Here is an 18,863-nt window from a genome sequence, read left to right on the forward strand (position 1 = left end):
CCGCATCAGGTTCCGTTTACCGGACTACTCCTTTTTTTCTCAATCGCCGTTACTATCCGGTCAATAACAGGCGCACGCTTCTCATCCATCGCCGCTGCGGCCCGGAGCATAGCCACCGCGGGCTCGCCAATCTCGATCAATACCCGCTCAGCACCCATTCGTACTGCGGGTGCGGAGTCACCCAGAGTCTCGATAAGCGGTGCGACCACCTGTGCCCCGCCGATGCGGGACATCGTCTTCATAGCGATCAGACGGACATCAATCGATTCGTCCTGAAGTGCTTCGGTGACCGGCCCGATGGCCGCCGGTCCGAGCCGGTCGAGTTCGCCCCACCGATCCTTGCCTATCAGGTAATATGCGTACTCGGTATCGTTACCCGCCTCCCATCCAAGCTGATCGAGCGCCTCGGCGACACCCTGCTTAAACTCTTTCTCGCCGTATTTCAGCGCATTGACGAGATGGTCCTGCGGGATACCCGAGGGATCCCTGAGGGCTTCGAGTGCAACGTGCCTGACCCGGTAGTCGACATCGTTGAGAGCCTGTATCAGCGGTTCGATTGCCCGCCGATCCCCGATATATCCTAGCGAGTGGGCAGCGGCCATCTGTACCTCCTCGTCACGGTCACGGAGGGCGACAATAAGCGGATCGATCGAGCTCCGGTTGCCCATATACCCGAGTGCCTCGGCAATGACCGCACGCACCCGGTAATTCCGTTCCGTATTCATCGCCTCGATCAGGGCGTCGATAGATCGCTCGTTCCCGATCTTGCCGAGATTGCGTGCCGCCACCGTCCTCACGAACGTATTATCGTCCCGGAGTGCGTTCATGAGAGGATCGACGGCAACCTCCCGCATCTCTCCGAGCAGCTCCGCAGCCGCCTTTTTAATTTCACTATCCTCGTTTCTCAACGCACGGATGAGCCCTTCGACCGCCGGCCTGCCCATCATCATCAGCCGCATCGAGACAGCCACCTGGGAGGTTCCGTTGCGATCTTTCAGGGCGATAATCAGGTTTTCAATCTCCTGAGCTCCGTCCTTGTCGAACTCTTTCGCGTCGTTCTCTTCCATCGCACCGATCAGCTGCGGCTGCTCTTCCTCGACCTCCACCCGCTTCATCCACGCATCACGCCAGACGTTGAGGATTTCGCGCTTTTTCATGACGCGTGCCGCCTTATCGCGGACCTCCTCGTCGGGATCCTGCATAGCGATCAGGATGGCCTCCTCGGCCCGGTGATCGTAAATCGTCCCGAGGGCATCGAGCGCGGCAAGGCGCTCCTTTAAAAGGCCTTTTTTCAGCACCCATGTCAGCGGCATGATGGCAGGGACTCCAATCTCGGACAGTGCCTGCGAAACCCCCCAGCGCACCTCCGCCACGTCGTCCCCGAGGTGTTCGATCAGGGCGGGGATGGATTTGATATCGGCGAGCTTTGCAAGCGCACGGGCGGCACTGATTCGTACCAGGGCATTTGAGTTCTCCAGCGCTTTTAAGAGGGGAGTGAGTGCCGCAGTGCCGAATTCCACCAGCGCATCCGCGGCCGCGAAACGTACGCCGTTGTACTCGTCACTGAAGAGCTCCACGAGAAACGGTATTGAAAGCGGATTTTTCAGGCTCCCGAGGGAGAGAGAGGCGGAGATGCGTACATCCTCATAGGGATCGCGGAGCACCTGAATGAGAGGACCCACGCCCTTCTGGCTTCCCATCTCCCCGAGCGCATCGGAAGCCGCAAGCCGCACGGTGTACGTCTCGTCCTGCAACGCTTTGATCAGGTATTCAATCGCCGGATCACCCATTTCACGAAGCGATTCGATTGCGGTGGCACGTATCGACTCATCCCGCGATTTTAAGGCGCGGAGCAGCACTTCAACGGGGTCCTCCTTCACTGCGGGATCCTCGCCGGTGAAGGTTATCGATGTGTGCGAGTCGTAATCGATGAGATCGGCCGGCCCTTCCGCACGAGCGGCGGCTGGCGTGGCCCATACATCGTCGGCGTCTTCCGCCTCCGCACGGGCCCGTTCCTGCGCGGCAGCCATCTCCTCCCTCTCAATCGCGGAAAAACGTTCCTTCAGGAATGTTTCCATCCCGCGAATGTCTTCAGGCGTCGGTTCGGCACCCTCCGCCGGCTTCACCGAAGGCTCCGGCTTTTCCGCACGCTGCCGTTTCCGCTCGGCTGCTGCAAGCCCTTCGTTCACTTTTCGTTCGCTCTCGGCAATCATCTGCCGGAGCTCTTTCTGCTCTGCCGGACTGGGAACCTGCTTCGGGAAGGGAGGCCGGGCATCCTCCGTTGCTTTGCCGGGACGAACCGGGAGTCTGCCCTCCAAAATCCGCTGCTCATCGAATTTTTTTCGGGCGCCCATTGAATCATCGTACTCGCGCCTGAACGTCTCCGAATCGGCGACACTCTTGCGTGCGAGGGTGGATTCCTCCTCGTTTTTCTTTTTTATCGAAGAAATCGCCCGGCGGGCCGACTCTTTCCGGACCGAATCCTGAACTGAGAGGGCGGCCAGCAGCGCTTCATGTGCGGGATTACCGATCTTCCGGAGTGCTTCCACGGCACCCAGCCGGACACCCGAATGGGCTTCCTGCAGTACCTCGATGAGCGGCTGAATCGCGGGTTTGCCTAAGCTGGCAAGCTCGTTCCACTGCTCTTTGGCGATCAGGTACCGGATCTGCTGCCGGGCGTTCGCCGGCTTCCACCCGAGCCGGTCCAGTGCCCAGGCCGCCTCCATCCTCACCTGAGGATAGGAATCATCCAGCACCGCCATCAGATCGGGGAGTGCCCGGTTATCGCCCAGTTCCCCGTACGACTCCGCCGATGCGGCGCGTACGTGGGCATCGTCATCAGAAAGCCCCTTCTGCAGAACCGGGATGGCGCGAAGATCATGAATCCTCCCGAGCGACCGGATGGCGAGTATCCTGACGCCGGGATCCGGATCGCCTGCCGCCTCAAGAAGAACGGGAACAGCTGCCTTTTTCAGCTTCACGCATTCTTTCCACTCCTCGCGGATACAGAAGAGGTATGCCTTTTCGGTGTCGTCCTCCGGTTCCCATCCTGTCCGCGCCAGCGCATTGCCGGCTTCACGCCGGACGTCGCGGTTACTGTCGGAGCTGAGATGGCGAAGGGCGAGCAGTGCGTCCATATTTTTCTTTCCCAGGGACCCGAGCATGATCGCTGCCCCCTTCCTGACCGATGCAGATTCGTGCATAAGTGCCGGGGTGATCGCCTCAAATGCCGGCGTGCCGAGCCGTGCGACATCATCCGAAATATCTGCCGCAACCTCCCCGGGCACCTTCCCCACGAGATGCAGGAGAGCAGGAAGTGCCGGAAGGCCGGGTGACGAGAGTGCATGGGCGAGACCGGACGAACCGGAACCGCCGGAGAGGCGGGCTACGACGGCCCGGATCGCAGGCGCACCGAGAGAAAAGAGTGCGGTGGCAGCCCCGGGATGGTATTCGGTATCCGCTCCTGAAAGAATGTTCAGGAGACCGTCGATGTCCCCTGCATCCTTCAGTTTCCTGATATCCGGTGCAGATCTGCCAAAAAACGCCATTCCGCGACATCCTCCCGGCGCACACCGGCGGGTGTAAAAAAACAGACCGGGCTGTGCGGCGGATATGTAAATTACTGTTGTCGGGGGAGTATCTTGAATATTCTGTTCGGGGACTGTGGAGAACGGAGCGAGCCTACCCCGCACGCACGGCTCAGAAAAACTTTCTGAACCTCTCCCCCGTCGCATGGCAGATCGGGCAGTGTTCGGGAGGAGCGTTCCGTGCGCAGATGTACCCGCAGACCGGGCAGCGCAGGACGGGGTATGCGAGTTTCCGGGGCACATCAGTCTCCTGCGGGCGAACGAATCCGGACCGTTCTGATGCTGCAGGCCGCCGTTCCGGAATGGGGGCCGCTTCGGCACGACCCTCAGCAATCATGTCGGAGACATACAGGGCACAGTAACACGATCCGTATTCGGCAAGATCGGGATCACGATAATCGCAGGGACAGACGATATCCAGATCGTCCTCCCTCTTTCCTGCCGCACGCCGGCAGGGGCACGCCTGATACCCGTATCGTTTCTCATTTGCTATCAGGCCCCGGACAAGATGGCGGGTAACGGACATATCGGGATTCAGGTGGTACCCGGAATGTTCAGCCTCGTTCCGGAGACGCGCCACACGCGCCGAAATTTCATCCTCACTGACGTCAGGCAGTTTCTTCATCAGGCAAGCGCCTCCCGTATCTGGTCTTCATGAAAACCCACGATTACCCTGTCGCCGATGCGAATCACCGGAAACGACCCGCGGGGGTTGTACCGGGTGACGTCATCAAGCACCTCTTTCATCTCATCGTCCTCCAGCAGATCGACGTATATATAGGAGAAGGCGACCCCGAGCTCGCCGAGGAGTTCTTTCGTTTTCCGGCACCACTGGCACGTGCTCAGGGCGTAGAGGATGATGTTACCCCGGTCGATCCCCTCAACCCGTTCGAATTCCATGGCGATTACTATCGGGGCAGAGAATAAGGATTTTTCCGTGGAATGATAGGTGCGCATCCCCCGGATTTAGGGATAGGTAATTATAGAAGGAGCCGAAAGATTCCTTTTCGTATGCTACTGCCGCATAACCGCAGCATACCGGGATGATATGCATGAGAATGATACGAGGATTGCTGCTGGTCTGCATCATGATCTCGATGTTCGCTGCCGCAGGATGCACGAACGGCGAGGAGACGACACCGGCTGCGACAGGCACTCCGGCGGTGACCGCGACACCCTCCCCGTCGCCCGGGCCGGTATTCGAGAAAAATATAATCGAATTTGAAAAGCGGTACACTCCCGAAGGCACCTGTTACTGGGAAACCCGGATTGAACTCGTGAACACCGGCACCGGGGCGGCAACGAACGTGAAAGTCCTCGTATCACTGGTCAACGAGGACTCGGGTGCAACGGCCGATTCAGAGAGCGAATTATTTACCCGGTTCAATGCCGGTGAAAGTAAAAGCTTTGTCAAGCGGTTGAACGGCGAATGCGATCAGGGATACCGGGTGGAAATCGCCATCGACTCTGATTAGCTCCGGTCGGGATCCCCGCGGGCATCCGCGGCACACCGGAGCCGTTTTGCAAGATGTTCGGCATGGGAGCCCATCCAGTAGAGCTTCCGGCAGCGGGGGCACCAGTAAAATTCTTTTCCCTTCTTTTCCTTCGGCGAGTAAGGCGTATCCGCCACTTCATGGGGCAAGGCCGGCCGGAGAGGCGTGTTGCAGAGCGAACACCGCTGCATCCGGAGGGTCAGAGATTCGGGAAGGATCCTGTTTCGCATTAACTGCGAGATCTGTTCGATAACGTCCTCGGACTCGATGAGCAGGGCTCCCGGGCCGCCCCGCCGCGCGAGTTCGCGGTCACGGGTTAAGAGAATACGTCCGCTTGTCTCCGCAATACCGAGGAGCCGGGTATCCTCGCGCGAATTTCCCCTGCGGATGCTGTTGGCGCTCAGGGTGTCGTACCCGAGAAACCGGAGATACCGCGTCAGCGTGCCGAGCATCCGGTCGGCAACGAAGCGAACAGGAGGGTTCGTGTCAGCCGACATGCCTGAGGATTGGTATATTCGCCCCGCATCCGGCGCAATTCGTCCCGTCAAGCTGCCGGAAATGCACCGAATATCCCGCCCTTTCGATAAGGAGCTCCCCGCAGTCGGGGCAGTACGTGTGCTCGTACGGATGGCTGAAGACATTTCCCATATAGACATACCGCATGCCGATCTCCCGGGCGCGATCGCAGATCTTCTCCAGCAGCTTCACCGGAGTGGCGGGACGATCCGTCATCTTGTAATCCGGGTGAAATGCCGTGAAATGCATGGGCGTGTCCGGGCCGAGCGTATCATATGTCCACCTGATAAGGGCATCCGTCTCCTCGGGGGAGTCATTCAGCCCGGGTATCACGAGAGTCACGGTCTCGATATGCATCCCGAGTTCATGCGCACGGACCGTGGCGTCCAGCACCGGCTGGAGGTGCGCCCCGCAGATTTTCCGGTAAAACGGGTCTGAAAACGCCTTGATATCCACGCGGAACGCATCAAGCATGGGGGAGAGGGAGGTGAGAGCCTCCTCCGTGATGTATCCGTTCGTTACATAGACCGTCCCGAGACCCCGCTTGCGTGCGAGTGCGCCCATATCGCTCGTATACTCGTGCCAGATCGTGGGCTCGTTATAGGTCCACGCGATGCTGGCACAGCCGTTTGCCAGGGCACGTGTCACACCCTCGTCGGGCTGGAGATCACGAAGCGCGAAATCCTCAAACGAGGCTGCCGAGATGTGCCAGTTCTGGCAGTGGCGGCAGTGAAAATTGCATCCGACGCTTCCGAGGGAATATGACGTGGTTCCCGGCAGATAATGAAACAGGGGTTTTTTTTCGATCGGATCGATCGCCTCCGCACTGATCTTTCCGTAGGTCGCTGCATAGAGGATTCCCTGCCGGTTCAACCGGACGCCGCAGATTCCGTGCCCTCCCTCCCGGATTGTGCACCGGTGGCTGCACAGCGAGCACTGCACCGTCGTTCCTTCGAGAACCGAATACTGCGTTGCCTCATGCATCGAATCGCGGTCAGACGTCACAACGAATCCTCCTCATTCTTTCCCTGTGCGTTCGCACCTCTCTCCTCCGTATCGCGATCGTCCTCAACAACGAGAGCCCCCTCGTATCCGCACTGCTTGCACCGGTAGAGCATGCCGGTGTACCCGCCCGCAACGAGATACATTTCAGTGCTCCCGCACACAGGACAGCAGATCATATGAGTGTCTGAATGAAAGCAACCGACAAAAAAGTATCTTTCCGGGGTGGTCGCCGCCGCGCCTTACGGCGTCTCGAGTTCGCGGAACCGGAAAACCACACGCCAGTCCTGCTGTTCGCGAAGCGTGACCTCATCGGCGGCCTCCAGCGCTTCCACGAGCGATCCGATTGTGCGGACCCGTTTGATCTGCAGGCCGATAATCGAGAGATGGCGGACCATATGCGCATATCGTTCGGAATTACGGAGATATTCGCGTTTAATCCTGATTGCGCCAAGTGCGGCCGCCACTGCAGGGAAGATGATCGTCAGCACGGCAAGGAGAGAGGACGTGTCACCGTGGCCGACGGCCCAGATATGATCAAGGCCGTAGGCATGCATCGCCGCAAAAACAAGCGTCAGGGTAAAGAGCGTATTTCCTGCCTGCGACAGAATTTCATGCCTCTGGCGGTTCCATCCGCTCATCGTCGTATAACTGGAAATCTGGTCGTCGATCCATGCGGAGATGATGAAATTTTTCAGCTCCTCAAACGGCGGGGTGAGCTCGCAGTACAGCTGAGGTCGCGTCTCGAGGATCCGCGTGAACGCCGCTTCGATCCAGTCGTTCGGAGTATGGGAAAGCATCGGTTTCATGGCAGGATCCGGCGTTTCCGCCCGCACGCAGAAGAGCGAGAGGAAAAGAGCAGTCCTGAGCCTTTCGGAGAGGAACCGGTAATCCATCCATTTCCGGTGCCAGTCACCGAGACGGGACGCAATGAGAAGCACGAGAACCGTACCCATCTCCGCCACTTCGATCCAGAGTAGCTCTAAAAAATCGGGAAAGAAGAGTGTCTGGATTGCTACAGTCGCAACCGCCGCCGCTGCAAGTGCGTACACGAGCGAGCCGGCACGCATATATCTCCGTTCATACCGCTTCGTCAGGAGAACGGTGCGGGAAAAATGCGGAAGGAGTGTTTCGGCAAGGGGACGGATAACCACAGGATCCAACCCGAATATTCTGGCTTTTTCGGTAAACCTGCCGTAGATATCCCTGCACAGGCCTGTGATCTCTCCCCCGCCTACGGTTTCTCCGTTAAAGCTGTTCAGATACTCGAACGATTCGAGGATTCCATCACCATGGCGCTCTTCCATGACCTTACCGGTCGTCAGATCGATCCAGAAGAGTGTCCGGCCGACCATGCGGGCATACTTGACCATGTCTGCCGTACCGCCGGGGATGCGGGCAGGTTTTCCATCCCAGATAGCGACGAGCACATCGCAGTACCGGACGATTGCATGCCCGACCTCTTCACAGGCACCTCTCCTGTCCGTATCTTCCGGCACCATCACTTCGACGGAGGAAGCCCGGTCCACGAGTGACCGGCACGCTTCACGCGAAGCATGCGTGGAGCATTCGGCGATATACTCGTCGACTTTCATCGGAAGGAAAAGCCGCAGTTCGGCGTCGCTCGCCATGCCGCGTCCGGGCCAGGCGAGCACCTCTCCGGAAAGGAGCCGATCGCCGCCCTCCGTAAGAGAGGAGATGGCGGCATACCGGTGAGGAGTGTCGCGAAGGATCTGATCAAGGCGCTCCAGAACCTGCCGGATCGCCGCTGCCACCTGCTCTTCATCGGCAAGCGTCCGCTGGCCGGTGACTCCGATCCTGACCGTCGCCGGAACACGGAACCGGTCTTGTGCAGGACCGGATTTTGCGGATGATGTTTTCATTGCCATCAAGGGGAAATTCAGCAGTTCTTATAAGCATATCGTTTTCGAGCACCCGCTTCTCCATCTTATAGACATATATGGAAAGGGTGACAATCACTAGGTGAGATGAAAACCATTGTCCTCTCCCTCGGCGGATCCGTTCTGGTTCCTTCGCTTGAATCAAACAATATCAGCCGGTATGCTTCGGTATTACGGGAAATTGCACAACGATGCCGGTTATACGTCGTCATCGGTGGCGGCGGGGAGGCACGCCGGTATATCAGCGTTGCACGTTCCCTCGGGATGGACGAGGCGGGTTCGGACGAGCTCGGCATCCAGATCACACGCCTCAATGCGGCGTTGCTCGCAGGAGCGCTCGGTGATAGCGCATACCCGGCAATTCCGGGCAGCTGCCGGGAGGCCAAACGCTTCGGTGAATCGGGTAAGATCGTCGTAATGGGAGGGGTTGCGCCGGCCCAGACGACCGATGCCGTTTCCGCCGTTCTCGCCGAATGCGTACACGCCGACGTGCTGGTCAACGCCACGTCTGTCGACGGCATATACAGCGCCGATCCGAAGACCAATCCTTCGGCCCGGCGCTACGACGCCCTGACGCCCGAGGAGCTGATTGCCATCGTTGCCGGTGACCGGCTGCATGCCGGATCCAATGCGGTCATCGACATCGTGGCGGCAAAGGTCATTCAGCGGAGTTCGATCCCGCTCGTGGTGCTCGACGGGAGGGATCCGGATACCCTGAAAAACGCACTCCTCGGAGTGACGTTTCGGGGCAGCGTTGTCAATCCCGACAAAAGGAATCCGTTGCCGCTCTGAAAATTCCGGTAACTATTTTTATGCACCGCATCCACAAATACTAGCACCCGGGGCAGTAGGGTAGCCTGGTCCATCCTAGAGCGTTTGGGACGCTTTGACGGCAGTTCGAATCTGCCCTGCCCCATTTTCATGCAGCGGTCCGAAGCCTGCACGGTCTATCGCATTCTCCGGGAGTATTATGGTGTCACCCGCTCTTCAGAGCGCCATTTTCTCGATTTTAAAAACCCGTTCGAGATTCTTGTCATGACCATCCTCTCCGCACAGACGACGGACCGGACGGTTAACGCCGTAAAGGACACGCTGTTTCACCGGTACCCGGATCCCGCCGCACTCGCCCGGGCCGATCCCGCCGAGGTGGAACGGATTATCAGGAGCACCGGGTTTTTCCGGGCCAAGGCGAGGAATATCATACGGGCGGCAGGTATTCTTGAAAGCCGCCATGGCGGAAACGTCCCGTCCTCAATGGACGAACTCCTTCTCCTGCCCGGAGTGGGAAGGAAGACGGCAAATATCGTGCTCCACCATGCCTATGACATAACCGCGGGAATTGCCGTCGACACCCATGTAAAGCGCGTTTCCACTCGTCTCGGCTTCACCGAAAAAACAGACCCCGACGAGATCGAGAAAGACCTCACAGTCCTTTTTCCCAGAAAGGCATGGAGTGAGATCAATTATCTCTTCATCAGGCACGGGCGCAGTATCTGCGATGCAAAAAAACCGAGGTGCACGGAATGCCCCGTTTCGGGGCACTGCCGGTACTACCTGTCCGGACGGTCAGGGGATGAGGGACGTATACATGAGATAACAGCCCCATGACACCACCGCCGAAGCGGGCAGCGTGATCACCCATGCAGCGACAATTTCACGGACAATCCCCCATTTCACGGCCGAATATCCGCGGGTTGCCCCGACCCCCATGATCGCCCCGCTCATGGCATGCGTGGTCGAGACCGGGACACCCAGCGCGGTCATCAGCGACAGCACCCCGCCCCCCGCAGTCGAAGCGCAAAATCCCTGATACGGCCTGATTTTCGTTATCCCCGTTGCCATCTTCTTGACCACCCTCCAGCCGCCGAAGAGCGTGCCGAGTGCGATGGCAAGACAGGAGACCAGAATTACCCAGAAAGGAACGGAAAAATCGGTGAGAAAACCCCCGGCGACGAGCATTGCCGTAATGACACCCATCGCGTTCTGTGCGTCGTTCGAACCGTGGCCGATTGCCTGAAAGGATCCCGCGAAAATCTGGAGGGGTTTGAAGGCACGGTTCAGGCGGGCGGGATGGACTTTCCGGAACCATCGCATGATGATAATGCCGAAAAAGAATGCGGAGAGGAAACCGAGCATTGGGGAGACCACGATAAACACCAGGACGGCGAGGATCCCCTTCACCGTGATAACACCCGGGATGATCAGCAGCGGCACGATAAGTGACATTCCCGCCAGAAATCCGGTCCCGAGAGTATCCCGGAGCGGGTTTCCCCGGTGAAGATTGAACGCCGTGTATACGGCGGCACCCGCCACTCCGCCAATCACCATATACGCGAGCAGCGCCGTGACGGTCCCGATATCGGGCCACAGTATGGAAGCCGCCCCGCCTGCACCGATACCCGCACCCACCAGCCCGCCGACGAGCGCATGGCTGCTTGAAACGGGAATCCCGAAATATGACGAGAGAAACACCCAGAGTACGGCACCGATAAGGCCCGTCAGCAGGAGGTGGGGGGTGAGGAAACCGGGATCGACGATACCCTTTCCGATCGTTGTTGCAATCGCCGTCGAGAAGATAAAAGGCCCGACAAGGTTGAATATCGAGGCGAGCAGGACGGCACGTAACGGTGAGAGGGCCCGCGTGGCGACGATGGTCGCGATCGAATTAGCCGCATCGTTCAGCCCGTTGACAAAATTGAACAGGAGGGCGATAAAAATCCCGGCGGCGATGATGACAATCTCCATGGCGGTTCACGTATGTCTGATTGCGATGTCGGAAAGCACGTTCGCCGCATCTTCGCACTTGTCCGTCGCCATCTCGAGATTCCCGTAGATGTCCTTGAGCTTGATGATCTGGATGGCGTCATCCGAGTGGAAGAGTTTACGGAGTGCATGGCCCAGCACATCGTCCGCGAGGTTTTCGAGGCGGTTGACCTCAATGCATCGTTCTTCAATATTCTTCGCGTTTTTCATGTTGCGAACACTGTTCACGGCACTCTCCAGTTCGGTTACCGAGAAAAGGATGAGTTTTGCGAGTTCGACCATGTATTCGTCCGATTCCGCGATGTCATAGACGTACATCTGCCTCGCCGTGCCGTCGATATAATCCAGAATATCGTCCAGTGCCGAAGCGAGCCGCGAGATCTCCTCGGGTTCGAGCGGCGTGATGAACGTCCGGTTGAGGAGTTCGTAGATTGAGTGGGTGATCTGGTCACCTTTGTGCTCAACCTGCTTCATCTTATGGCACTTGTTCTTGATATCCTGATAGTCTTCGACCAGAACGACAAGCTGTTCGGCGGCTATTCGCACGTTAGCCGCAAGCTCCTCGAAGAGATCGAAAAAAACCTTGTCCTGCGGGACAACCCACTCTTTGATCCCCACAACGCACCACGGTAGGATTGGTGCGGCAGAGTCATAAACCATGTGTTGTGCCCCAAGGCTGCTCGTAATGCGGTGGACGGCTTCCGTGCAGCATTACAGGAGAAGGTGAAATCAGGCCTGTAATGATGCGGACGCGACTGTATGCCGCTTCCGGAGGAGATAGTTATACTCAAGACTTTCTGTAAAATCTAAAATTTCAGAATAATCAGAATATTTATATCATTCTGACGACATATGATGGTGCAGGAAAATCCATGACAGGAGAAGACATCTCCTGCAGCTGCGCTCCTGAAGCCGGCTGCAGGATTGAGGCGGTGCTCACCGTCGACGACCGGGGGCAGATGGTGCTCCCGAAGGATATCCGCGAACGGGCGGCAATCCGCCCCGGCGAGAAGCTCGCGCTGATTGCATGGGAGAAAGACGGGAGCGTCTGCTGCCTCGCCCTGATCAAGGCCGATAACCTGAGCGGTATGGTCCGGGATGTGCTTGGCCCGCTGATGAATGCGGTGGAGTGATTCCACCGGAGGACGGGAGCATGAGTAAAAAGATGGGAAAGCATGAGGGCAAACAGCCGTGCTGCTGTTCCTGTTCTCCGGCAGAGCAGCCCTCCTGCGATTGCGGCACGGAAATGCCGTCGCCTCCTGAAATCAGGAATACCGGCGGAAGTCTGACATGGGCGGATCGTTTCGACCATATTGCCGCCCGGTGGGGGTACAGGCGCATGCATCACCGCGTGGAGCCGGGACTCTACCGGCTCGGTAGCCCCTCACCCGATTCTCCGGTCTTTGCATCGGCAAATTATACCCTGAGCTTCGATGCACTCCGATCATCCCTTGCCGGGACCGACTGCTTCATCCTCGTGCTGGATACGAAGGGCATCAATGTCTGGTGTGCCGCGGGAAAGGGGACGTTCGGAACCGATGAGCTTGTATTTCGGATTGCTGTAACACGGCTCAGCGACGTCGTCCGGCACCGGACGATCATCGTTCCGCAGCTCGGCGCACCCGGGATTGCGGCGCACGAGGTGCTGAGGCGATCGGGATTTTGCGTGCAGTACGGCCCGGTGCGAGCCTCCGATCTCCCGGAGTACCTGGCAACCGGAACGGCCACACCGGAGATGCGGCGGGTCAGGTTCCCGTTCAGGGACAGGATCGTGCTGATCCCCGTGGAGCTGGTCCAGGCGCTGCCGCTCACCCTGATCGCAGCCGTTCTTCTCGGGGCGTTTATCGACATGGGGGCCGCACTCAGGGTGATCGCTGCCGTCGGGGCAGGCACCGTCCTCTTCCCGGCGCTCCTCCCGGTCCTCCCGACGAAGGATTTCACCACGAAGGGCCTGTTTCTCGGCGTTCTCGCCATGCTCCCCTTCGCGGCTCTGGATCTCTCCGCTCCGGCGGCGGGGACCCTCGCATACCTGCAGGCCGCGGCAGGGCTTCTGCTCTTCCCGGCGATCACCGCGTACCTGGCCCTGAACTTTACGGGCTGCACGCCCTATACGTCGCGGAGCGGTGTCAGGCGGGAGATCTTCCGGTACACGAAACCGCTCGCGGGCATGGCTCTGGGAGGTATCGCCCTTGCGGCAATCCTCGGAATAGTGATGGTGGTGAACGGCTGATGGCGTTTGATTCGTACACGGAAAACACGCTCCTGTATTTCCCGGAGCGGTGCATCAACTGCGGGAAATGCAGCACCGTCTGCCCTCACGGGGTCTTCGCCGCAGGTGAGGGGTGTGCCGTTCTTGCACGCCGCGAATCCTGCATGGAGTGCGGGGCCTGCATGATAAACTGCCCGGTGCAGGCGATCACGGTGGAGAGCGGCGTCGGGTGCGCACAGGCGATGATCCATGCGGCACTCACCGGAGGCGAGGAGACCTGCGGGTGCTGCGGCGAGGAAGGAGGCGGTTCCAACGGAGCGTGCTGTTCGGGGTGGGAATAGGTTAAATACGCCAGCCAGAGGGAGGATTATCCTCCGGAAAATTTTATTCACCAGATACTATCGACAGCGCCTTGCGGGCGGCTTCCGTTGCGGCTTCCCGTTTCGTGGAACCGGATCCTTTTGCAATTTTTTTATCCCCGAGAGAGAGTTCTGAAATCCATTTTTTCTGATGATCAGGGCCTTCCCAGGAGTAAATGTAATTCAGTTCACCCGGTGCATGCTTCGCGACATATTCCTGAAGTCTGCCTTTATAATTTCCATCCGGATTAAAATTCTTAATTTCATCACGAAACATACCAAGAATGACTTCACGCGCTTTTTCCAATCCTTCAGCACATCCAAGCGCACCGATAAACGCTTCAAAGGCATCAGCAATGATTTTGTCAGTAAGCCCCGTCCCTTTCCCCAGCACTATGACCTCGTCAATTTTCAGATCATTTTTCATGACGATATCAGCCGGATTTGTATTTTCCGTCACCCTCATCCTGACATTCATCTCACCGGGGCTATAGTCCGTCGATTCATACAGGTGCCTGGCAATAATATAATCAAGAAAATAATTTCCACAAAACTCCAATCTCTCATAATCCTCGCAAAAAAAGATTTTTCTGTTTCATTTCTTCGGCGAACGAACTGTGCGTGAGAGCACGGTCATTGAGTCCGAGAGATTCATCATGAGATGTGTCAATTCTGAATTTCGGCCCGTGGAGAATATCGAGTATCTGCTGTCTCCGCGATTCTTCCATAATAAATCAATAAAACGGTGAGCGCATAAACGATTTCTCCGGATAAAATACCGAACCGGAGGCTACCGCCGGGATTACCGGCGGATAATGCACGCCTCAAGGGAGCGCTTGGGGACATGGTGCACGCCACGTGCGTCCCGCCAGTACCGTGTGTCGCCGGATTCGGGCAGCGGCTCGATGACGATGGTTTCTGCAGGATAGCCGAGTGCGATAACAAGCCGGATCGCGTAGTCGTCCGCGAGGTCGAGGACGGACCGCAGCGCATCCTTCCGGATCGAGCCCATCATGCAGCCGGCAAGCCCTCGTTCCGCCGCAGCGAGCAGGATCGTCTGGGCCGCGATCCCGATGTCATAGCAGGGATCAAAGGCAGGGTTCGGTTCGGTCACGATCGTAATATATGCCGCGGGCCGCTCCCCGCGTGCCGGCCCGTCCCATTCGGGAAGATCGAGGGCCCATACCAGGCAGTCGGTGATGCGTTCGGTCTCCTCCGGATCAATCGAGAGCACGTAGCGGAGCGGCTGCCGGTTCCGGGCCGAGGGGCAGAACCGGGCGATGTCGATGAGATCGCGGAGGGTCTCGTTGGGGATACGCTCTTTTTCACGGAAGCGGCGGGTGCTTCGTGAGGTGGTAACGAGCGTTCGGATCTGATCCTGCATGATGACTGGAGGGAGGGGAGGGGTAGTAAAGGGATCGGCGTTTCGGAGTGGCCTCCCGAAAAACGGGCTTTACATTACCCGGCGAGCCGTGAGCTTTACAATAATCGCAACCTGGGACGAACATCGGACCGATCAGGACAACCGAAAGCGCATCGCTTTTGAGAAATGCCGCGAAATATCTCCGTACCATACAGGGAGCCACCATGAAAGCGGAAGAACATTTTAATGATACGGCCGACCGCTATGAAGGCCTCATCGTGAATATCATCCCGAATCCCGCTCTTTTCTTTGATTCGGCACTTGACTGCATCCCGGACGGACGGATAACCGTTCTCGAACTGGGCAGCGGAACGGGGTATGTCACAGAACAGATTCTTCGAAAAAATCCGGACGCGGAGATTACCTGCATCGATATGACGCCGGAAATGCTTTCCATCGCCCGGAAAAAACCGACTCTTGCCGGTGTTGCGTTCCTGGAAGGCGATTTCAGGGATGTATGGCCTGACGGTCAGTTCGACGTCGTGATCACGACCCTCTGCCTTCACCATCTGCCGGATGCGGATCGGGCGACGATCGTCCGCCGTATCCATACGTCCCTGAACAACGGCGGGCGCTTCATCAACGGGGATGTCTTCAAACCCGACCATGCCTGGGAGGAGGCCATATACAGCACCCGATGGGGCCGGTACATGACGGACCACGGCCTTTCCGAACCGGAGGCGGAGGGCATGCTGGCCAAGCGGGAAAAGAGCTATGGCTTTATCGACACCTTCGAACAGTACCGGCAGAAGCTCATCGATGCCGGGTTCGGGCGGATTTTCTTCCCGTATCATTATGACTTTTACGGCGTTTTCATCGCATTCCGATGAAATGCCGGGATGACAATCGCTGTTTTCCGCCGGGAATCCTGCATGGAGTGGGGGGTTTGCATGAAAAAATGCCCGGTAGGGCGATCGCGGTGGAGAACAGCGTCGGATGTGCACAGGAGATGATCCAGGCCACTCTCACCGGCGGCGAGGCAACCTGCGGGTGCTGCGGTGAGGAGGAGGGTTGCACGGGAGGAGCGTGTTGTTCCGTGTGGAAATGGCGGATATCTTGGGCCATATTTTTTCAGGGAAACGAATAAACTCCCTTTTAATGAAAGGGTGGGAACATTACTCCCTGAAATAATGAGCATATTCTTTTCTCGATACTCAGAAAGCACCTGAATATTACACAAAATTCCAACCATTTTTCCGCCATTTCCCTTCTTGATAAATTCGGTGAGATCTGTTTGAATAACGTGAAACATGCACGCACGGATACCCTTTATAGATCATTGGGTAATGTACTATCACGGGCAGGCTTTCCAGTCTGCATGATCTTTGGGGTGCGATGCAATGAAACACCTGAATTACCGTATTCTCCTCCGGAAGGAGCCTGAAGGCGGGTATACAGTCACAGTACCGACGCTTCCCGGCTGCGTCACCTTCGGGGAGACCGTTGATGAGGCCATAGCGATGGCACGGGAGGCAATCGGGCTCTATATCGAGGACCTCCGGGAGAAGGGCGAGGACATTCCTACCGAGGAAGGACTTCTCGAATACACCGTCACAATCGAAGCCCATGCCTAAACTTCCGGCGCTCACGCCCCAGAAAATCATTAAAATTCTGGAAAAGAGAGGATTTGTGCTAAGCCGGATCAAGGGAAGCCATCATCTGTTCTATCATCCGGAGACGAAGCGCCGGGTTGTTGTCCCCGTGCACAAACGCGATCTCCCGGCCGGTACGCTTCTGGAGATCCTCAAGCAGGCCGGAATCGATCGGGACGAAATTCTGGACCTTTAATACAAGTTTTAATACAAGATCTGCCGCACAGGCAGATCTGCTGTTATGAGAAAGGGAAAAAATTATTCCGGGGAAACACGTACCCGGATTTTTCCCAGGCCTCACGCGTCGCCGGGTTTCTCCGGAGATACTCATCCACAATCCGTTTTTCCACGGTGTTCAGCGGGCACGAGAAGTTGATACGCATACTGCCAGTAGTAGACCTTCATAATCTGCAGAAATACCGCAGACGCCGCCAGCGTCAGCAGGAACGTGCCGACTGCGCCCGCAAGCGCAATCACCCCGCGGCCTCTACTATGTACTATGCCTAGGTCTTTGGGGAATTTTTCGGCCTGCGTTTCTGAAAAAATCAGGGAATCACAGGAATTATCCTAGGTAACATCTAGGGCACAATCCAAGGACAATTCACGAACGCGGTTCGTTCGTCGAAAGAGACTATTAACAACCCCTATAGCGATATTCTAACGAAAAATTCGTTTATCTGCTAATATACGGAAGGTTCTCGAAAAGAAAGCGCGTTGGTATGAAAGCGCCATGATATCGTTGTATTCATCGACTCCCAAGTAGTTCCACCAATTAGCATTCCAATTTGTCTCTGCAAGTTCCCGGTGTTCAAGCCCTTTGATGATGATATCAGCCGATGGAATAGGCGAGCCGCCCAGTGTTCGAAGAATACCGAGCATCGGGAGTTTATCCCTCTCGGTGAACATTCCCTCTGGAATGTACGTATGGCCTGTCCGGCGGCGAACTCTAGAGAGTCCGGATTTTAAGCTACATCAAAAGAACTCCAGGTTATAGCGGCCCATTCCGGACCGGAACGCCAGCCCCCTTCACTGCCGGGAGAAAGCAGCATTACCGTTAAGAATCCGACGAGCTACAGGAGGAGCTCAAATGTCTGCTCGATCACCGGTGTTCCCCAGGTGCTGTCCTCCTGCTCGGCGATGAGGGTAAACCCGGTCTTTTCATAGAGGTGTCGTGCGGCATCCAGCCCGGCGAAGGTGGTCAGGTAGACCCTCCGGAAACCTGCGCGGGCACAGAAACCGAGCGCCTCCTGCATCAGGAGGTTTCCAAGGCCGCCCCCATGATATTCGGGTGCGACGATGAACCACCGCAGCCGTGCCTCTTTCGTCCCGGCACCTTCGCCCTCGACGGCGATCGCCCCGACCAGCCCACCGTCCGCCTTCGCCACCCAGAAGCCGTCATGCGCCGGGTCGAAGCGGGTGAGAAACGCGGAGAGTTCACTCGCCACCTTCGCCTCGAAGTAGAGGTCGAAATTCCAGTGTTCGTGATAATATGTCGCATGGAGCGCGGTGATCTCTCGGATCAAACCGGGTGTATAGCCATGCAGTTCGAATTCCGGCATATCGGGACTCTCCTGGTGAGGGGATATTATCAACGATTTGTAGTTTTCGAATGAGACGGGATAAGATTACCTTCCGCCGGGATTGTCGTCCTTCGGATTTTAGCCGCACAGTCCGAAGAACAACTCGTCGTTTGAATACCACGACACCCTCCCTCGTTATATTAAAAAGAGCGAGAAAAGAGTACTATTTGTAAGGGATTAGTTAATATAACATCAATTGATTCTTAATTTGTGAATGGTTTTTATTTTATCGTCATCCTTAGCATCGCGTTGACTATCTCTTTCTATCCAAGTTACGATAATGGCTATACTGAGATTATTACAAAGTACGAAAATCTAGTAGAGGATTATGCCAATTTGAACTTGACAGATCCATTTAATATCAAGAATCAAGAAAAATGTTTGAAAATTTTCAATGACATTGCTGCAGAACAAAAAAGTGGAGATCAATTTTATTTT

General features: G+C 56.9%; 23 protein-coding genes and 1 tRNA gene. 11 read left to right on the plus strand and 13 right to left on the minus strand.

Going from position 1 to position 18,863, the window contains the following annotated elements:
- Nucleotides 1-5 precede the first annotated feature (5 nt).
- The 3 genes from APR53_09170 to APR53_09180 form a co-directional block, all read right to left on the minus strand.
- On the minus strand, nt 6-3,548 hold the full coding sequence (locus APR53_09170) for a hypothetical protein (GenBank protein ID KQC04968.1): 3,543 nt from the start codon (nt 3,546-3,548) through the stop codon (nt 6-8).
- 151 nt (nt 3,549-3,699) lie between these two features.
- Nucleotides 3,700-4,212 (minus strand): ferredoxin:glutaredoxin reductase, encoded by a 513-nt coding sequence (locus APR53_09175; GenBank protein KQC04969.1) that lies wholly within the window; start codon nt 4,210-4,212, stop codon nt 3,700-3,702.
- A complete protein-coding gene (locus APR53_09180; protein ID KQC04970.1) occupies nt 4,212-4,487 on the minus strand; it encodes a glutaredoxin in 276 nt (91 codons plus the stop codon). Before APR53_09180 ends, APR53_09175 begins: the two co-directional genes overlap by 1 nt.
- A gap of 152 nt (nt 4,488-4,639) precedes the next feature.
- On the opposite strand from APR53_09180, the gene APR53_09185 reads away from it, so the two are divergent.
- Nucleotides 4,640-5,062 (plus strand): hypothetical protein, encoded by a 423-nt coding sequence (locus APR53_09185; GenBank protein ID KQC04971.1) that lies wholly within the window; start codon nt 4,640-4,642, stop codon nt 5,060-5,062.
- Here the strand turns inward: APR53_09185 and APR53_09190 are convergent.
- The 4 genes from APR53_09190 to APR53_09205 form a co-directional block, all read right to left on the minus strand.
- The gene (locus tag APR53_09190; protein ID KQC04994.1) at nt 5,059-5,532 is read right to left on the minus strand and encodes a hypothetical protein; all 474 of its coding nucleotides are present in this window, start codon (nt 5,530-5,532) and stop codon (nt 5,059-5,061) included. The genes APR53_09185 and APR53_09190 overlap by 4 nt on opposite strands.
- Before the next feature lie 34 nt (nt 5,533-5,566).
- Entirely contained in the window at nt 5,567-6,580 is a 1,014-nt protein-coding gene (locus APR53_09195; GenBank protein ID KQC04995.1) for a radical SAM protein, read from the minus strand.
- Nucleotides 6,581-6,597: 17 nt separating this feature from the next.
- Nucleotides 6,598-6,777, minus strand: a complete 180-nt coding sequence (locus tag APR53_09200; protein ID KQC04972.1) for a hypothetical protein — start codon at nt 6,775-6,777, stop codon at nt 6,598-6,600.
- Between the two features lie 63 nt (nt 6,778-6,840).
- Nucleotides 6,841-8,487: a hypothetical protein gene (locus APR53_09205; GenBank protein ID KQC04973.1), complete on the minus strand. Its 1,647-nt coding sequence runs from the start codon at nt 8,485-8,487 to the stop codon at nt 6,841-6,843.
- 99 nt (nt 8,488-8,586) lie between these two features.
- Between APR53_09205 and APR53_09210 the strand changes: the two genes are divergently transcribed.
- From APR53_09210 to APR53_09220, 3 genes are all read left to right on the plus strand, one after another.
- Nucleotides 8,587-9,291, plus strand: coding sequence for a uridylate kinase (locus tag APR53_09210; protein KQC04974.1), 705 nt, complete (start codon nt 8,587-8,589; stop codon nt 9,289-9,291).
- Between the two features lie 49 nt (nt 9,292-9,340).
- A tRNA-Pro gene (locus tag APR53_09215) sits at nt 9,341-9,415 on the plus strand.
- Nucleotides 9,416-9,420: 5 nt separating this feature from the next.
- A complete protein-coding gene (locus tag APR53_09220) occupies nt 9,421-10,107 on the plus strand; it encodes an endonuclease III (protein ID KQC04975.1) in 687 nt (228 codons plus the stop codon).
- Here the strand turns inward: APR53_09220 and APR53_09225 are convergent.
- Both APR53_09225 and APR53_09230 read right to left on the minus strand, forming a co-directional pair.
- Complete coding sequence (locus APR53_09225) at nt 10,066-11,244, minus strand: phosphate transporter (protein KQC04976.1); 1,179 nt, start codon at nt 11,242-11,244, stop codon at nt 10,066-10,068. The two genes, APR53_09220 and APR53_09225, sit on opposite strands and share 42 nt — an antisense overlap.
- A 6-nt stretch (nt 11,245-11,250) precedes the next feature.
- A complete protein-coding gene (locus APR53_09230; GenBank protein ID KQC04977.1) occupies nt 11,251-11,880 on the minus strand; it encodes a phosphate transport regulator in 630 nt (209 codons plus the stop codon).
- Between the two features lie 254 nt (nt 11,881-12,134).
- On the opposite strand from APR53_09230, the gene APR53_09235 reads away from it, so the two are divergent.
- The 3 genes from APR53_09235 (at nt 12,135) to APR53_09245 (ending at nt 13,812) form a co-directional block, all read left to right on the plus strand.
- Nucleotides 12,135-12,395 (plus strand): AbrB family transcriptional regulator, encoded by a 261-nt coding sequence (locus tag APR53_09235; protein KQC04978.1) that lies wholly within the window; start codon nt 12,135-12,137, stop codon nt 12,393-12,395.
- Nucleotides 12,396-12,508: 113 nt separating this feature from the next.
- Nucleotides 12,509-13,492, plus strand: coding sequence for a carbon monoxide dehydrogenase (locus APR53_09240; protein ID KQC04996.1), 984 nt, complete (start codon nt 12,509-12,511; stop codon nt 13,490-13,492).
- Nucleotides 13,492-13,812 carry a 4Fe-4S ferredoxin gene (locus APR53_09245; protein ID KQC04979.1) on the plus strand — a complete coding sequence of 107 codons (321 nt, stop codon included), beginning with the start codon at nt 13,492-13,494 and terminating at the stop codon, nt 13,810-13,812. Before APR53_09240 ends, APR53_09245 begins: the two co-directional genes overlap by 1 nt.
- 43 nt (nt 13,813-13,855) lie before the next feature.
- Here the strand turns inward: APR53_09245 and APR53_09250 are convergent, their stop codons facing one another.
- Entirely contained in the window at nt 13,856-14,389 is a 534-nt protein-coding gene (locus tag APR53_09250; GenBank protein ID KQC04980.1) for a hypothetical protein, read from the minus strand.
- Nucleotides 14,390-14,632: 243 nt separating this feature from the next.
- Entirely contained in the window at nt 14,633-15,214 is a 582-nt protein-coding gene (locus APR53_09255) for a nitroreductase (GenBank protein ID KQC04981.1), read from the minus strand.
- 203 nt (nt 15,215-15,417) lie between these two features.
- Between APR53_09255 and APR53_09260 the strand changes: the two genes are divergently transcribed.
- From APR53_09260 to APR53_09275, 4 genes are all read left to right on the plus strand, one after another.
- Nucleotides 15,418-16,083, plus strand: coding sequence for a hypothetical protein (locus tag APR53_09260; GenBank protein KQC04982.1), 666 nt, complete (start codon nt 15,418-15,420; stop codon nt 16,081-16,083).
- Entirely contained in the window at nt 16,080-16,340 is a 261-nt protein-coding gene (locus APR53_09265; GenBank protein KQC04983.1) for a hypothetical protein, read from the plus strand. The genes APR53_09260 and APR53_09265 overlap by 4 nt, the downstream gene beginning before the upstream one ends.
- Nucleotides 16,341-16,593: 253 nt before the next feature.
- Nucleotides 16,594-16,827: an antitoxin HicB gene (locus APR53_09270; GenBank protein KQC04984.1), complete on the plus strand. Its 234-nt coding sequence runs from the start codon at nt 16,594-16,596 to the stop codon at nt 16,825-16,827.
- Nucleotides 16,820-17,041: a hypothetical protein gene (locus APR53_09275; protein KQC04985.1), complete on the plus strand. Its 222-nt coding sequence runs from the start codon at nt 16,820-16,822 to the stop codon at nt 17,039-17,041. Before APR53_09270 ends, APR53_09275 begins: the two co-directional genes overlap by 8 nt.
- 461 nt (nt 17,042-17,502) lie before the next feature.
- Here the strand turns inward: APR53_09275 and APR53_09280 are convergent, their stop codons facing one another.
- On the minus strand, nt 17,503-17,751 hold the full coding sequence (locus APR53_09280; protein KQC04986.1) for a hypothetical protein: 249 nt from the start codon (nt 17,749-17,751) through the stop codon (nt 17,503-17,505).
- 164 nt (nt 17,752-17,915) lie between these two features.
- A complete protein-coding gene (locus tag APR53_09285) occupies nt 17,916-18,389 on the minus strand; it encodes a hypothetical protein (protein ID KQC04997.1) in 474 nt (157 codons plus the stop codon).
- Nucleotides 18,390-18,863: the final 474 nt, after the last annotated feature.

Source organism: Methanoculleus sp. SDB, assembly GCA_001412355.1.
In the GTDB taxonomy this organism is placed as follows: Archaea; Halobacteriota; Methanomicrobia; order Methanomicrobiales; family Methanomicrobiaceae; genus LKUD01.